The 15,796-nt window shown below is 70.5% G+C and carries 14 protein-coding genes; 10 read left to right on the plus strand and 4 right to left on the minus strand.

The genetic code is table 11. The features are described 5' to 3' along the window. Positions 1-4: 4 nt before the first annotated feature. The gene (locus ACZ6WN_RS02060) at positions 5-364 is read right to left on the minus strand and encodes a VOC family protein (RefSeq protein ID WP_465862374.1); all 360 of its coding nucleotides are present in this window, start codon (positions 362-364) and stop codon (positions 5-7) included. 114 nt (positions 365-478) lie between these two features. On the opposite strand from ACZ6WN_RS02060, the gene ACZ6WN_RS02065 reads away from it, so the two are divergent. Genes ACZ6WN_RS02065 through ACZ6WN_RS02095 form a run of 7 tightly spaced genes read left to right on the plus strand, consistent with a single transcriptional unit; the run spans position 479 to position 9,505 of the window. Continuing rightward, positions 479-1,078, plus strand: coding sequence for a TetR/AcrR family transcriptional regulator (locus ACZ6WN_RS02065; RefSeq protein ID WP_465862375.1), 600 nt, complete (start codon positions 479-481; stop codon positions 1,076-1,078). Beyond that, positions 1,075-1,881, plus strand: a complete 807-nt coding sequence (locus tag ACZ6WN_RS02070) for a TIGR03084 family metal-binding protein (protein ID WP_465862376.1) — start codon at positions 1,075-1,077, stop codon at positions 1,879-1,881. Before ACZ6WN_RS02065 ends, ACZ6WN_RS02070 begins: the two co-directional genes overlap by 4 nt. Then, complete coding sequence (locus tag ACZ6WN_RS02075; RefSeq protein ID WP_465862377.1) at positions 1,878-3,716, plus strand: acyclic terpene utilization AtuA family protein; 1,839 nt, start codon at positions 1,878-1,880, stop codon at positions 3,714-3,716. The genes ACZ6WN_RS02070 and ACZ6WN_RS02075 overlap by 4 nt, the downstream gene beginning before the upstream one ends. After that, positions 3,713-4,846: an acyl-CoA dehydrogenase family protein gene (locus ACZ6WN_RS02080; protein ID WP_465862379.1), complete on the plus strand. Its 1,134-nt coding sequence runs from the start codon at positions 3,713-3,715 to the stop codon at positions 4,844-4,846. The genes ACZ6WN_RS02075 and ACZ6WN_RS02080 overlap by 4 nt, the downstream gene beginning before the upstream one ends. Beyond that, complete coding sequence (locus ACZ6WN_RS02085) at positions 4,843-6,414, plus strand: acyl-CoA carboxylase subunit beta (protein ID WP_465862381.1); 1,572 nt, start codon at positions 4,843-4,845, stop codon at positions 6,412-6,414. Before ACZ6WN_RS02080 ends, ACZ6WN_RS02085 begins: the two co-directional genes overlap by 4 nt. Before the next feature lie 5 nt (positions 6,415-6,419). Beyond that, positions 6,420-8,327 carry an acetyl/propionyl/methylcrotonyl-CoA carboxylase subunit alpha gene (locus ACZ6WN_RS02090; protein ID WP_465862383.1) on the plus strand — a complete coding sequence of 636 codons (1,908 nt, stop codon included), beginning with the start codon at positions 6,420-6,422 and terminating at the stop codon, positions 8,325-8,327. Then, complete coding sequence (locus ACZ6WN_RS02095) at positions 8,324-9,505, plus strand: acyl-CoA dehydrogenase family protein (RefSeq protein ID WP_465862384.1); 1,182 nt, start codon at positions 8,324-8,326, stop codon at positions 9,503-9,505. The genes ACZ6WN_RS02090 and ACZ6WN_RS02095 overlap by 4 nt, the downstream gene beginning before the upstream one ends. A 67-nt stretch (positions 9,506-9,572) precedes the next feature. Here ACZ6WN_RS02095 and ACZ6WN_RS02100 read toward each other — a convergent pair whose 3' ends face one another. Together ACZ6WN_RS02100 and ACZ6WN_RS02105 are read right to left on the minus strand one after the other, a co-directional pair. Beyond that, on the minus strand, positions 9,573-10,268 hold the full coding sequence (locus ACZ6WN_RS02100) for an RDD family protein (RefSeq protein ID WP_465862386.1): 696 nt from the start codon (positions 10,266-10,268) through the stop codon (positions 9,573-9,575). A gap of 51 nt (positions 10,269-10,319) precedes the next feature. Continuing rightward, positions 10,320-10,880, minus strand: coding sequence for an RDD family protein (locus ACZ6WN_RS02105; protein ID WP_465862388.1), 561 nt, complete (start codon positions 10,878-10,880; stop codon positions 10,320-10,322). Positions 10,881-10,976: 96 nt separating this feature from the next. Here ACZ6WN_RS02105 and ACZ6WN_RS02110 point away from each other — a divergent pair, with 96 nt between their 5' ends. After that, the gene (locus ACZ6WN_RS02110) at positions 10,977-12,110 is read left to right on the plus strand and encodes a YihY/virulence factor BrkB family protein (RefSeq protein ID WP_465862389.1); all 1,134 of its coding nucleotides are present in this window, start codon (positions 10,977-10,979) and stop codon (positions 12,108-12,110) included. On the opposite strand, the gene ACZ6WN_RS02115 is transcribed toward ACZ6WN_RS02110, so the two are convergent. After that, complete coding sequence (locus tag ACZ6WN_RS02115) at positions 12,107-12,685, minus strand: protein-L-isoaspartate O-methyltransferase family protein (protein ID WP_465862390.1); 579 nt, start codon at positions 12,683-12,685, stop codon at positions 12,107-12,109. The two genes, ACZ6WN_RS02110 and ACZ6WN_RS02115, sit on opposite strands and share 4 nt — an antisense overlap. 19 nt (positions 12,686-12,704) lie before the next feature. Here ACZ6WN_RS02115 and ACZ6WN_RS02120 point away from each other — a divergent pair, with 19 nt between their 5' ends. After that, positions 12,705-13,472 (plus strand): enoyl-CoA hydratase family protein, encoded by a 768-nt coding sequence (locus ACZ6WN_RS02120; RefSeq protein WP_465862392.1) that lies wholly within the window; start codon positions 12,705-12,707, stop codon positions 13,470-13,472. Positions 13,473-13,588: 116 nt separating this feature from the next. Beyond that, positions 13,589-15,778: a HelD family protein gene (locus ACZ6WN_RS02125; protein ID WP_465862393.1), complete on the plus strand. Its 2,190-nt coding sequence runs from the start codon at positions 13,589-13,591 to the stop codon at positions 15,776-15,778. Positions 15,779-15,796 lie beyond the last annotated feature (18 nt).

Raw genomic sequence — 15,796 nt, forward strand, 5'->3', positions numbered from 1 at the left:
GGCCTCAGGCCTGGCAGAGGCAGAACGGGTGGCCGGCGGGGTCGAGGAAGACGCGGAAGGTCTTGCCGGGCTGGACCTCGTGCTTGGTGGCACCGAGGGCGATGGTGGCCGCCTCGGCGGTGTCGAGGTCGTCGACGAAGACGTCGAGATGGGTCTGCTGAGGGACGTCCTGCGACGGCCACTTCGGAGCGCGGTAGTCCTCGACACCCTGGAAGTTGAGGGCGCCGCCCTTGCCCCAGGCCTCGGCCCAGGTGCCGTCGTCGTCGACCTTGGTCTCCCAGTCCAGGAGCTGGGCGTAGAAGGTGGCCAGGGCTGCCGGGTCGGGGCAGTCGATGACCCAGTGTGGTGTGCGTGCGATAGCCATGTGGCCGACGTTAGGGGTGGTTCCGGACGTTCGGCTTCCGGCTGTCGGGACGTCGTCTCAGAAAAATACAGTCAGGGTTGACTGTTTGTTTCTGGCGCGGCAGAGTGCGTTCCTGTGAGCCAGGCCACCCGCGTACCCCAGGAACAGCGCACCCGCGCGATGCGGGCCCGCCTCCTCGACGCCACCGTCGAGCTGCTGGCCGAGCGTGGCTTCGCCGGCACCACGACCACCCTCGTCTCCCAGCGTGCCGGGGTCTCCCGAGGGGCGCAGCTGCACCACTTCCCGGCCAAGAACGACCTGGTCGTGGCGGCGGTCGAGCACATCACCGAGGCCCGTGGCGAGGCGCTGAAGGAGGCTGCCGGCGCGCTTCCGGAGGGCGGGCAGCGTACGCGGCACGTGCTCGCCATGCTCGCCGAGCAGGTCACCTCGCCGGTCTTCGCCGCGGCCCTGGAGCTCTGGGTCGCCGCCCGCACCGACGAGCAGCTGGCCGCGGCGGTGGGTCCGCTCGAGCAGCGCATCGGCCGGGAGCTCCACCGGGCCACGGTCGAGCTGCTCGACGTGGACGAGAAGAAGCCGGGGGTGCGCGAGCTCGTGCAGGCCACGCTCGATCTGGTCCGCGGCCTGGCTCTGGCTGACACGATTACCGACGACGCCGCCCGACGCGAGCGGATCCTCGATCACTGGGCCGAGGTTCTGGAAAGAGAGCTGCGATGAGTCTGCTGGATCAACTTCTCGAGGACCTCTCCATGGAGGGGTTCGAGCTGCGCCAGGTGGTGGCGGGGCTGAGCGAGGCGGGCTGGCGCGAGCCGACGCCCGCCGCGGGCTGGGACGTCGCCGCCCAGATCGCCCACCTGGCCTGGACCGACGAGGCCGCGATCGCCGCGACCGAGTGGGTGGCCGGTGACGCGACCGCCTGGGACGAGCTGGTGACCGAGGGGCTCAAGAACCCCGAGGGCTACGTCGACGAGGCCGCGCTGGCGCTGGCCACGATGCCGGCGACGGAGCTGTTGCAGCACTGGGACGGCGTACGCGGCGAGCTCGCCGGGGCGCTCGCGAACGTCCCGGACGGGCAGAAGCTGCCCTGGTTCGGGCCGCCGATGTCACCGGCCTCGATGGCGACCGCGCGGTTCATGGAGACCTGGGCCCACGGGCTGGACGTACGTGAAGCGCTGGGCCACACCTACGAGCCCAGCGACCGCATCAAGCACGTCTGCCACCTCGGCACCCGCACCCGCGACTTCTCCTACGGCGTCCACGGCCTGACCCCGCCGAGCGTGCCCTTCCGGGTCCAGCTGACCGCCCCCTCGGGTGAGATCTGGGAGTGGGGGCCCGAGGACGCGGCACAGAGCGTCCGCGGCCCGGCGTACGACTTCGCCCGCCTCGTCACCCAGCGCATCCACCGCGACGACACCGCGCTCGAGGCCACCGGGGACGACGCCGAGAAGTGGCTGAGCATCGCCCAGGCGTTCGCCGGACCCGCCGGGTCCGGACGGGCCCCGGAAGGGGACGCGCGATGATCACGATCGGCAACTGCTCCGGCTTCTACGGTGACCGGTTCTCGGCGATGCACGACATGCTCGAGGGCGGCCGGCTCGACGTGCTCACCGGCGACTACCTCGCCGAGCTCACCATGCTCATCCTCGGCAAGGACACGCTCAAGGACCCGACGACGGGCTACGCCAAGACCTTCCTGCGTCAGGTCGCCGACAGCCTCGACCTCGCCCTGCAGCGAGACGTCAAGATCGTCTCCAACGCCGGCGGTCTCAACCCCGCCGGGCTCGCTGCCGCCATCGAAGCGCTCGGCACCCGCGCCAAGGTGGCCTACGTCGACGGCGACGACCTCCGCGGTCGCCTCGACTCCCACCCCGACGCCCTGACCGCCAACGCCTATCTCGGTGCCTTCGGGATCGCGCACGCGCTCGATGCCGGTGCCGACATCGTCGTCACCGGCCGGGTGACCGACGCGAGCGTCGTCGTCGGGCCGGCGATCGCCCACCACGGGTGGAAGCGCGACTCCTACGACGAGCTCGCCGGCGCCGTGGTCGCCGGGCACGTGATCGAGTGCGGCACCCAGGCCACCGGCGGCAACTTCTCCGGCTTCCTGACCATGTCGCCGCAGGCGCGGGCGCGCCCGCTGGGCTTCCCGGTCGCCGAGATCGCCGTGGACGGCTCCTCGATCATCACCAAGCAGGACGAGACCGGCGGCACGGTCACCGTCGACACGGTCACCGCCCAGCTGCTCTACGAGATCCAGGGGCCGCTCTACCTCGGTCCCGACGTAACCACCGACCTCACCTCGATCGGTCTGGAGGAGGTCGGGATCGACCGGGTCGCGATCACGGGCGTGACCGGCACTCCGCCGCCGGCGACCCTCAAGGTCGCGGTCAACTCGCTCGGTGGCTACCGCAACTCCGCCGAGTTCGTCCTCACCGGGCCCGATATCGACGCCAAGGCCGCCTGGCTGCGCGACCAGCTCGACGCCGAGCTCCCGATCGGTCCCGACTACACCTGGTCGACCTACCGCATCCCCGCGCCCGACTCGCCGACCGAGGAGGGAGCCGCCTGCATCCTGCGGCTCTCCGCCAGGGCGGCGGACGCCGACGCCGTCGGGCGCGCGCTGACCGCTCCGGCCATCGAGCTGGCGCTCGCCTCCTACCCGGGCTTCCACGTCACCGCGCCCCCGGGACGGCCGTCTCCGTTCGGCATCTACAAGGCTGCGTACGTCCGGCGCGACCGCGCCGCCGAGACCGTCCATCTCCCCGACGGGTCGACCTACGAGGTTCCGTCCCCCCTCGCCTACGCCGAGGCGTCACGTACGTCGGCCGAGACGTCACGCGCGTCGGCCGAGGCGTCAGGTACGTCGGCCGAGACGTCACGCGCGTCGGCCGAGGCGTCAGGTACGTCGGCCGAAGCGTCAGGCGTGTCGACCGGAGTGACGTCTCGACCGACCGAAGTGACGTCTCGCTCGACCGGAGTGACGTCTCGGCCGACCGGGGCGACGTCTCGGCGAGCGCTGGGAGAGCTGGTGTACGCGCGGTCCGGGGACAAGGGCGGGGACGCCAACCTCGGGCTCTGGGTGCCACAGGGACGCCCGGAGGCGGCCGTCGAGTGGCTGCTGGAGAGCGTCACCCCGAAGTGGGTCAAGCAGCTGCTGCCCGAGACCGAGGATCTCGCCATCGACATCACCCCGCTGCCGCACCTGCGCGGCGTGAACATCGTCATCCACGACCTCCTCGGCGAAGGAGTGGCGGCCTCGACGAGGTTCGACCCGCAGGCGAAGGGCCTGGGCGAGTGGGCCAGGAGCCGATTTGTCGCCGTACCTGATGAACTCATCCCGGAGGAGCTCCTGTGAGCAACGACCTGTTCGATCTGGGCGCTGAGTTCGCCCGTCGCGAGGTCTTCCCCGATCTCCAGGCGTGGGAGGACGACCAGGAGATCCCGCGCGAGCTCCACCGGGCCGCCGCCAAGCAGGGTCTGCTCGGGATCGGCTTCCCCGAAGAGGCCGGGGGCGAGGGCGGCGGGCTGGCCGACACGGTCGCGGTGACCGAGGGGCTGATGTCCGAAGGCGCCTCGTCCGGCCTGCTCGCGGGCCTGTTCACCCACGGGATCGCGCTGCCGCACATCGCCAGGCACGGCTCGGACGACCTCATCGACCGATACGTGAAACCGACCCTGGCCGGCGAGAAGATCGGCAGTCTCGCGATCACCGAGCCCGACGGCGGGTCCGACGTCGCACACCTCCGCACGACCGCAACCCGCGACGGCGACGAGCTCGTCGTCAACGGTGCGAAGACGTTCATCACCAGCGGCGTACGCGCCGACTTCGTCACCACCGCCGTCCGCACCGGCGGGAAGGGCGCCGGCGGCATCAGCCTGCTCGTGATCGACAAGGACACCCCCGGCTTCACGGTCACCCGCAAGCTCGAGAAGATGGGCTGGAAGTGCTCCGACACGGCGGAGCTCGCCTTCGAGGACGTACGCGTCCCTGCCGCCAACCTCGTCGGCGAGGAGAACGCCGGCTTCGTCTACATCGCCGAGGCGTTCGTGACCGAGCGGATCGCGCTGGCCGTGCAGGGCTACGGCACCGCCGCCCGCTGCCTGGCCCTCACCGCCGACTACGCGCGCCAGCGCGCGACGTTCGGTGAGCCGCTGATCAAGCGTCAGGTCGTACGCCACAAGCTGGTCGAGATGCACCGGCAGGTCGAGGTCGCCAAGGCCTACACGCACGCGGTCGTCGCCCGTTACGACCGTGAAGGCTCGACGCAACAGACGATCGCCGAGGCGGCGCTGGCCAAGCAGACAGCGGTCGAGGCCTGCACCTGGGTCGTCGACCAGGCCGTCCAGCTCCACGGCGGGACGGGATACATGCACGGGACCGAGGTCGAGCGGCACTACCGCGACGCCCGGATCCTGCCGATCGGAGGAGGAGCCACCGAAGTGATGACGGACCTGGCCGCCAAGCTGTTGGGACTGGACCGATGAGCGGAAACAGAGAGGCCCTCCTCGAGAAGATCGAGGCCCTGGACGCCGAGCACGCCAAGGCGGCGGCCGGCGGCGGGGAGAAGTACGTCGCCCGCCACAAGGCCCGCGGCAAGCTCCTCGCCCGCGAGCGGATCGAGCTGCTCCTGGACGAGGGCAGCCCGTTCCTGGAGACCCAGCCGCTGATCGGCTGGGGCAGCGACTTCCCGGTCGGTGGCTCGATCATCACCGGCATCGGTGTGGTCGAGGGCGTCGAGTGCATGATCGTCGCCAACGACCCGACGGTGAAGGGCGGGGCGCTCAACCCCTACTCCCTCAAGCGCTCCTTCCGGGCGGCCGAGATCGCCGAGAAGAACGGTCTCCCGACGATCAACCTGACCGAGTCCGGCGGCGCCGACCTGCCCACGCAGAAGGACATCTTCATCCCCGGCGGCAAAGGCTTCCGCGACCTCACCAGAGCCTCCGCCCGCAAGCAGCCCACCATCTCGGTGGTCTTCGGCAACTCCACGGCCGGCGGTGCGTACGTCCCCGGCATGAGCGACTACGTGATCATGGTCAAGGAGGGCGCGAAGGTCTTCCTGGCCGGACCGCCGCTGGTGAAGATGGCGACCGGAGAGGACACCGACGACGAGTCGCTGGGCGGCGCCGAGATGCACTCCCGCATCTCCGGCTCCTCCGACTTCCTCGCCGTCGACGAGCACGACGCCATCCGTCAGGCCCGCCGGGTCGTGGCCCGGCTCAACTGGCGCAAGCGTGGCCCGCTCCCGAAGGCGTCCTACGAGCCCGAGCTCGACCCCGACGGCCTGCTCGACCTGATCCCGACCGACCTCAAGGAGCCGTTCGACCCGCGCGAGGCGATCCTGCGGATCGTCGACGGGACCGGCCCCGACAACGAGGTGCCGTTCGACGAGTTCAAGCCCCTCTACGGATCGAGCCTCTGCGTCGGCTGGGCCCGGCTGCACGGCTACGAGATCGGCATCCTCGCCAACGCGCGCGGCGTACTGATGTCGGAGGAGGCCCAGAAGGCGGCGCAGTTCATCCAGCTCGCCAACCAGAAGGACACCCCGCTGCTGTTCCTGCACAACACCACCGGCTACATGGTCGGCACGGAGTACGAGCAGGGCGGCATCATCAAGCACGGCGCGCTGATGATCAACGCCGTCTCCAACTCCACCGTCCCGCACCTGACCGTGATCATGGGCGCGAGCTACGGCGCCGGGAACTACGGCATGAACGGGCGCGCGTACGACCCTCGCTTCCTCTTCACCTGGCCTTCCGCGAAGTCCGCGGTGATGGGGCCGGCGCAGCTCGCCGGGGTGATGGAGATCGTCGCGCGCGAGTCGGCCGAGAAGAAGGGCGAGGTCTTCGATGCCGAGGGGTTCAAGGGCGTCAAGGAGATGGTCGAGGGGATGGTCGAGGAGCAGTCGCTGCCGATGTTCCTCTCCGGCCTCGGCTACGACGACGGGGTCATCGACCCGCGCGACACCAGGACCGTGCTCGGCCTCTGCCTCTCCGCCATCGCCACCCGACCCATCGAAGGCGCCATGAACTTCGGCGTCTTCAGGATGTGAGTGCCATGATCAACCGAATTCTGGTCGCCAACCGCGCCGAGATCGCCTCGCGCGTCTTCCGCACCGCCCGCAAGCTCGGCATCGAGACCGTCGCGGTGCACTCCGACGCCGACGCGGACCTGCCGTTCGTGGCCGAGGCGGACCATGCCGTACGCCTGCCCGGCAACGCCCCCACGGACACCTATCTCCGCGCCGACCTCGTCATCGAGGCGGCCAAGGTCGCCGGTGCCGACGCCATCCACCCGGGCTACGGGTTCCTGTCGGAGAACGCCGACTTCGCCCGCGCCGTCGAGGCCGCCGGTCTGGTCTGGATCGGGCCGAGGCCCGAGTCGATCGAGCAGATGGGCTCCAAGATCGAGGCCAAGAAGATCATGGCCGCTGCCGGCGTCCCGGTCCTGGAGGCTCCGGCCTCGCCGGTCGAGGCCGACCTGCCGCTGCTGGTCAAGGCCTCCGCCGGCGGTGGTGGGCGCGGGATGCGGATCGTCCGCTCTCTCGACGCTCTCGGTGCCGAGATCGCCAAAGCCGAGGCCGAGGCCGCGTCCGCCTTCGGGGACGGGACCGTCTTCGTCGAGCCGTACGTCGAGGCCGGCCGCCACGTCGAGGTCCAGGTCGTCGGTGACGGCGCCGGCAACGTCGCGGTCTTCGGTGAGCGCGACTGCTCGGTGCAGCGCCGCCACCAGAAGGTCGTCGAGGAGTCACCGGCCCCGCTGCTGCCTGAACCCGTCCGTGAGGCGCTCCACGAGGCGGCCCGCAACGCCGCCGCGGCGATCGACTACCGCGGGGCGGGCACCGTCGAGTTCCTCTACGACGCGGCCTCCGAGCGGTTCTGGTTCCTGGAGATGAACACCCGGCTCCAGGTCGAGCATCCGGTCACCGAGCTGGTGCACGGGGTCGACCTGGTCGAGCTGCAGATCGCTGTCGCGGAAGGTGTTGGTCTCGACACGCCTCCGCCTAGCGGCTCCGGCGGCTCGACCAGCGGGGTCGACGGGCATGCGATCGAGGTGCGGCTCTACGCCGAGGACCCGTCGGCGGACTATCAGCCGCAGTCCGGAGTCCTGACCAGGCTGGAGTTCCCGGGCGACGCCCGGGTCGATGCCGGCTACACCTCGGGCTCGGAGGTCAGCACCTTCTACGACGCGATGCTGGCGAAGGTGATCGTGCACGCGCCCACGCGCGACGCGGCGATCCGGCGGCTGGTCTCGGTGCTGCGTACGGCCAAGATCCACGGCCTGGTGACCAACCGGGAGCAGCTGCTCGGGATCCTCGGCTCGGATTCGTTCCGAAGCGGCGAGGTCACGACGGCCCTGCTCACGAAAGAAACTTTTCTTTCAACGGCCGACGACACCGGTGCCCCGGTCGCCGCCGCGATCGCCCTGGCCGAGCGGACCCGCCGCCCCGGGATCCCGGTCGCCTGGCGCAACGTCACCAACCAGCCGCAGCGGACCGTCTTCGAGGACGGCTCGGACGACGGCCGCGTCGTCGAGTGGTACGGCACGCGCGACGGCTACCGCATCGACGGATTCGAGGTCATCGACGCAGGTCAGGACCGGGTTGTGCTCGAAAAGGACGGCCTGCGCACGACGTACGCGATCGCGGTGGACAGCGACCGGATCGACGTCGACTCCTCGTTCGGCCACACCGCGCTGCGGAGGCGCCCGAGGTTCACCGATCCGGCGACCCAGACCCAGCCCGGAAGCCTGCTGGCGCCGATGCCGGGATCGGTCGTCAGCGTGCTCGCCGAGTCCGGCAGCAGCGTCACCGAGGGCCAGCCGCTGCTGGTCCTGGAGGCGATGAAGATGCAGCACACGGTGACCGCGCCCGCCGACGGCGTACTCACCCAGATCCACGTGAAACCAGGAACCCAGGTCGCCGCCGGCGAGGTGCTGGCCGTCGTCGAGGAGGAGACAGCATGACCACCGCCACTGTGCCCAACCCATTCGGTGAGCCCGAGGAGCGGATCGCGCTGCGCGAGGCGGTGGCGAAGCTGGCCGGGAAGTACGGCCACGACTTCGTCGCCAAGCAGGCCCGTGAGGGCGGCAAGATGACCGAGATGTGGCTCGAGATGGGCCGCAACGGGTTCCTCGGCGTCAACATCGCCGAGGAGTACGGCGGTGGTGGCGGTGGCATGAGCGACCTGGCCGCCGTGCTCGAGGAGGCCGCGACCGCCGGTGCCCCGCTGCTGATGATGGTCGTCAGCCCCGCGATCTGCGGCTCGATCATCGGGCGCTGCGGCACCGAGGAGCAGAAGAAGCGCTGGCTGCCTGCCATCGCCGACGGGAGCCTCCTGATGGCCTTCGGCATCACCGAGGCCGACGCCGGCTCGAACTCCCACAAGATCACCACCACCGCCAAGCGTGACGGCGACGAGTGGGTCCTGAACGGCCAGAAGACCTTCATCTCCGGCGTCGACGAGGCCGACTCGGTCCTCATCGTGGCCCGCACCGAGGACGCCAAGACGGGCAAGCTCAAGCCCGCTCTCTTCGTGGTGCCGACCGACTCCGAGGGCTTCACCAAGCAGGTCATCCCGATGGCCTGGGAGGCGCCGGAGAAGCAGTTCACCCTCTTCATCGACGACGTACGCCTCCCCGCCGAAGCCCTCGTCGGCGACGAGGACGGCGGCATCTGGCAGCTCTTCGCCGGCCTCAACCCGGAGCGGATCATGGGTGCCGCGCTCTCCTGCGGGATGGCCCGCTACGCGCTGGGCAAGGCGGTCGAGTACGCCGCCAGCCGCTCGGTCTGGAAGGACGCCCCGATCGGCTCCCACCAGGGCATCGCGCACCCGCTGGCGAAGGTCAAGATCGAGCTCGAGCAGGCCCGCCTGCTGTGGCAGAAGGCCGCCGCGCTCTACGACGCCGGTGACGACGCCGGCGCCGGGGAGTACGCCAACATGGCCAAGTACGCCGCCGGCGAGGTCGCCTGCAACGCCACCGATGCCGCGGTCCACACCCACGGCGGCAACGGCCTGACGGTGGAGTACGGCCTGGCCAACCAGCTCGTCGCCGCCCGACTGGGCCGGATCGCCCCGGTCAGCCGGGAGATGATCCTCAACTACATCGCCATGCACACGCTGGGACTCCCGAAGTCCTACTGATCCCGCGCACGAGAACAGAGACAGGGCCGGTCGCGCGAGCGACCGGCCCTGTGCCGTACGTCTGTGTCTACCGCTTCGGCTCGACGATGACGATCGTGCTGAGGATCTTGTCGGCGAAGGTCTGCCGCTTGTCGTCCCACAGCGGCCACAGGTAGCCGATGTAGCAGGCGAGCTGGTCGAGGTAGTGGACGAAGAAGCGCCCGATCGAGAACCAGGTGCCGAGGACCTGGCCGTCGGCCTCCTTGACGACCTTGATGCCGAGGACACCCTTGCCGATCGTGTAGCCGGTCTTGCCCTGCTTCAGGCCGTAGTTCCAGAACAGGAAGGCGAGGCTCACGAGGAAGCCGATGAACATGAGCAGCCCGCCGATGGCCATGAGCGCCCCGTTGGGTTCGCCGCCCGGCGTGTACATGCCGGTGTTCGGGTCGTACTCCGAGGTCCCGCCCGCGGCGGCTCCGCCGATGAGCAGGCCGTAGCCGATCCAGAACGGGATCATGGCCACCGCACCGACGAGCCCGTCGATGATGAACGCGCCCGCACGAGCACCCCAGGAGGCGTACGGCGGGGTCGGGGCGCCGTAGCCGTAGCCGGCCGGGGCCGCACCGTAGCCGGTGGGCGCGGCGGGGGCGGCGCCGTAGCCCGGCGCCGGCGGAGGCGGCGGAGCGCTGGGCTGACCGTAGGCCGGTGCCGGCGGCGGGGTCGGCGGCAGAGGCTGGCCGGAGGGGTCCTGCGGGGCGCCAGGGGGCGGGCCGTAGTTAGACATGCGCCGAGTATGGCCACATCGCAACGTAAATGTCAGCGCACACGCCACGCATCACGTCTGGGACCGCGGCTCCACGACGACCAGCGTGCCGACGATCTTGTCGGCGAAGGTCTGCCGCTTGTCGTCCCACAGCGGCCACAGGTAGCCGATCAGGCAGAACGCGTCGAGGATGTGGAGCAGCTGACGTACCAGCGCCGTCGGGGCGCCGATCGTGGCCTGCGGCTCCTTGCGGACCAGCTTGATCCCGATGACGCCCTTGCCGATGGTGTAGCCGGTGCGGCCCTGCTTGAGGACGTGGTTCCAGACGGCGAAGCCGATGAACCCGAACCAGCCGACCGCGGTGACCAGGAGGCCGAAGACGGTGACGAAGAAGCCGGACTCCTGCGACAACCCACCGCCCACGCCGGCGACCAGGTAGAACGGCACCAGCAGGGCCGCGTCGATCAGCGCACCGCTGACCCGCCGGCCCCAGGTCGCCAGCGGCGGGCCGGAGGGGACGTACGCCTGCTGTGCCCAGGGCGGGGCCTGCGGCTGCGGTCCACGAGCGGGGTCCTGCGGTGCGCCTGGCGGCGGCCCGGGCGGCGGGCCGAAGTTCGACATCTGGTGGGTCATCTCCTCGAGTGTGATGGCCTGCTGACCTGGCCGACGTTCAATCTATCGGGTCGCACAGGGGTTAGCCTGACCCTTATGGCTGGAGCGGCGACGGCAATGGATCGGGCTCAGCGCCGGTTCCCGCCGGTCGCGTTCCCGCTGGCTGTCCTCTACAAGTTCTGGGACGACCAGGGCAACAACCTCGCCGCGATCATCACCTACTACGCCTTCGTGGCGGTCTTCCCGCTCCTGCTGCTCGCCTCCTCGATCCTCGGTTTCGTGCTGGAGGGCAACCCGAGCCTGCAGGAGGCGGTGCTCGACACGGCGCTGGCGCAGTTCCCGATCATCGGCGACCAGCTCGGCCGCAAGGAGCTCACCGGGTCGACCGGCGCGATCATCATCGGTGGTCTCACGGCCCTCTACGGTGCCCTCGGCCTAGGCCTCTCGTTGCAGAACGCGGTCAACACCGCCTGGTCCGTGCCGCGCAACAGCCGTCCCAACCCGATCCTGCTGAGGGTGCGGGCGCTGCTCATGCTCGCCGCCGGCGGTCTGGCCATCCTCTCGGTGACCGCGTTGTCGCTGGTGCTGAGCCGCACCGACTTCCTCGGGTTCAAGGCGGTCGACGTCGGCTACTGGCTGGTCATCCTCGGCACCGTCGTGATCGTCACCGGGATGCTCTGCGTCGTCTTCCGGATGGCGACCACGCGCGACCACGCGCTCGGCCACGCCCTCCCGGGGGCGTTCACGTTCGCGCTGCTGTGGCAGGTGCTGCAGTACTTCGGTGCGGAGTTCGTCCAGCACGTGCTCGCCGCCACCCGCGGCATGAACCAGACCTTCGCGCTGGTCCTCGGTCTGGTCGCCTTCCTCTACATCGCCGCGCTGATGATCGTGATCTCGATCGAGGTCAACGTCGTCTACTCGCGCCACCTGTGGCCGCGCGCGCTGCTCACCCTCTTCACCGACGAGGTCGACCTGACCGAGGCCGACCGCCGCGCCTACGCGAGCTACGCCCTGATGCAGCGCCACAAGGGCTTCGAGACCGTCGCGGTCACCTTCGAGGGCCGGGACGGCAACAGCCACGAGATCGTCATGGACCCCTCCTGGCTCCGCAAGACCGCGCGGCGGATCCGGCGCCGCGACGAGTTCAGCCGGCCGATGCCGCCGACCAAGCCGCCGCCCCCGGTGCCGCCGGGCCAGCTGCGCGCGCTGCCGCACCCGGACGAGGACGAGCCGAAGCGGCGTACGCCCTAGGTCTTGCGCAGCGGCACGAAGCGATACCAGCCGTGGCTGCTGAGCCGCGCTGTGCCGGTCGCGTTGCGTTCGACCAGCATCATCAGGCCGGCGACCGGGACCACCATCCGACCGGGCGCGGCGAGCTGGTCCAGCAGCTCGTTCGGCAGCGCATCGGCCTCGGCGGAGACGAGGATGCGATCGTACGCAGCCTGCTGCGGCCAGCCGAGGACCCCGCTCTTCGCCTTCTCGATGCGAGCCCACGGCTGGCCGGTCGCGGCCAGGTTCCGGCGGCCGAACCTGACCAGGGTCGGCTCCAGCTCGACCCCGATGACGCTGCCCTCGGGACCGGTCAGGTGGGCGAGCAGCGCGGTGGTCCAGCCCGACCCGGAGCCGACGTCGAGCACCGTGTCGCCCGGTGCGACCTGGAGGAGCCGGAGCATGTCGGCCACGGTTCGCGGCTGTGAGTTGGTCTGCCCGTGGCCGATGGGAAGCGGCTCGTCGAAGCCCGCGAAGTCCCGCTCCTCGGGTGGCAGGAAGCCCTCCCGAGGGATGGCGGAAAATGCATGGAGGACCGGGTCCACACGTCCAGTCAAGCACCGTAGGGTCTGCCCCATGACTGAGTCGCCCGAAACCACCACCGAGCTCGTTCACCTCGACGTCGCCGACGGTGTCGCCACCATCACCCTCGACTCGCCGGCCAACCGCAACGCGCTCTCCCGCCAGCTGGTCACCGAGCTGTTCGAGGCCTTGCACGCGTCCGACAAGGACACCTCGGTCAAGGCGGTCGTGCTCCAGGCCACGGGCACCGTCTTCTGCTCCGGTGCGGACCTGTCCGAGGCTGCGACGGTGCCGATGGAGGAGGGCACCCGCGGGATCGTACGTCTCCAGCGCACCATCGTCGCCCTGACCAAGCCCGTCGTGGCGAAGGTCCAGGGCCCCGTGCGCGCCGGCGGCCTCGGGCTCGTCGCTGCCGCCGACATCGCGATCGCCGCCGACACCGTCTCCTTCGCCCTCACCGAGGTCCGGCTGGGCCTCGCCCCCGCCGCGATCTCCCTCTCGATCCTGCCCCGGATCGACTCCCGCGCCGCCTCCCGCTACTTCCTCACCGGCGACAAGTTCGACGCCGCCGAGGCGGCCCGCATCGGCATCCTGACCGCCGCCGTCCCCGCGGACTCCCTCGACGCCGAGGTCGCCGCCATCACCTCCTCGCTCCTCGAGGGATCCCCCCAGGGCCTGCGCGAGACCAAGCGCCTCATGGTCCGCGGCCTCGTCGAGCACATCGACGCCGGCGGCGAGGAGATGGCCGCCCTCTCCGCCCGCCTCTTCGGCTCCGACGAGGCCCGCGAGGCGATGACCGCCTTCCTGACGCGGAAGCGGTAGTCGACTGATGGCACCCGTGCCCGCATAACACCACGTCGGGGGTAGAGTTACCTCCTTGCCGTGCGCCATGGGGGGCGCACGGCGGGTGTGGATCTTTGTGACGGGGGAACATCCAGTTGAACGACAAGCTGGCTGAGCGCGAGATCGCTCAGGAGCAGGGGTTCGTAGATCGTGTCTACCTCCAGCTGGGGGAGTCGGCGCGCGCTGCGCAGGAGCTGGCCAACGAGGGCCGCGAACGTGGGGCCCTGGGGCACGAAGGCGGTCTGGTCGAGCGCGACGCGTTCGCCTTCCAGGCGGCGCGACGCATCGCACAGCTCGATGCCGCCCACGAGGGGCTGGTCTTCGGCCGCCTCGACCTCGACCCGTCGGTCGACCCCGAGCCGCGCTACGTCGGCCGCATCGGTCTGCGCGACGCCGAGCGTGACTCGCTGCTCATCGACTGGCGGGCGCCCGCGGCAGCGGTGTTCTACCAGGCCACCGCGGTCGAGCCGAGGTCGGTGATCCGGCGCCGGGTGCTCCGCTCCGAGGGGCAGAGCGTCATCGGTGTCGAGGACGAGCTGCTCGATGCCGAGGCGCTCGAGCGCTCCGGGGCCGACCTGCCGATCGTCGGCGAGGGCGCGCTGATCGCCCAGCTCAGCCGTGCCCGCGACCGCACGATGCACTCCATCGTCGCCACCATCCAGGCCGAGCAGGACAAGGCCATCCGTGCGCCGGGCAAGGGCGTCACGACCATCTCCGGCGGCCCGGGCGTCGGCAAGACCGTGGTGGCTCTGCACCGCGCCGCCTACCTGCTCTACACCGAGCGCCGCCGCTACGAGTCCGGTGGCGTGCTCATCGTGGGCCCGTCGGGCGTCTTCATGCGCTACATCGAGCGCGTCCTCCCGAGCCTCGGTGAGACCGCGGTGGCGCTGCGGTCGCTGGGTGAGGTCGTGGACGGCGTACGCGCGACGTGGCACAACGACTCCGCCGTCGCCGACGTGAAGGGCTCGGCCCGGATGGCCGAGGTGCTGCGCCGTGCCTCGCGCCAGCAGGCGCCGGGCTCCCCGCGCGAGTTCAAGGTCTTCTACCGCGACGACTCGCTGCGGCTGGACGGCAAGCGGCTCGGTGAGCTGCGGCGACAGCTGATGAGCCAGGGCCGGCGCAACCAGCAGCTGCGCCGCGTACCCCAGATGCTTCTCGACATCCTCTGGCGGCAGGTACGCGGCGAGCGCGGCCGCGAGCGGGGTCGCGAGGTCTTCAACGACGAGATGCTCGACAACCCCGCCTTCCTGGAGTTCGCCGCCGCGTGGTGGCCGGCGCTGGAGGCGCGCGAGGTGCTCGGCTGGCTCCGCGAGCCGGAGTTCCTCGCCCGCGTCTCCGAGGGCGTCCTGACCCACGACGAGCAGCAGCTGCTCCTCAAGTCGTGGGCCGGCCGCGGCCTGACCGATGCCGACCTGGCCATCGAGGACATCCCGCTGCTCGACGAGCTCCGCTACGCGATCGGCGACATCCCCGAGCAGGCGGCCGACGAGCGTGACGCCGACCAGAGCGGCATCGACATCGCCGAGCTGATGACCGCCTCCGACCGCGAGTTCGCCTCGGGCCGGGGCTGGCGTCCGCCGACCTACCGCATCGACGACGACCCGTTCGCCCACATCCTCATCGACGAGGCCCAGGACCTCACCCCGATGCAGTGGCGGATGGTCGGTCGCCGGGGACGTACGGCCTCCTGGACCATCGTCGGCGACCCCGCCCAGTCCTCGTGGCCGGTGGCGGAGGAGGCCGAGGCGGCCCGGGCCAAGGCGCTCGAGGGCAAGCCGGTCCACGCGTTCCACCTGTCCACGAACTACCGCAACTCGGCCGAGATCTACGCCTTCGCCGCCGCCTACGCCGAGAGGGTCGGGCTCAACGCCGACCTGCCCACCGCGGTCCGCTCCACCGGCATCGAGCCGAAGGTCGTCGAGCACGCGGTCGACCTGGAGAAGGCCACCCGGGAGGCGGTCGCCGAGATCGCGGCCCAGGTCGGCGGCACCGTCGGCATCGTGGTCCCGGTCGCGCGCCGCTCCGAGGTCAACTCGTGGCTGGCGTCGTGGTACGAGTTCGCGGCCGACGCTCCTTCAGCTGCCGCATCTGCCGCCGACCCGACCTCGGTGCCCTCCGGCGAGGACCGCATCGTCGTCCTCACCGGCCTGGACACCAAGGGCCTCGAGTTCGACGGCATCGTCGTGGTCAGCCCCGACGAGATCGAGCGCGAGTCGGCCACCGGCCGCGCCACCCTCTACGTCGTCCTCACCCGCGCCACCCAGCTGCTGACCACCGTCTCCTGACTCGGCGATGGTGGGGGA

This window comes from Nocardioides sp. NPDC054178 (assembly GCF_055585005.1).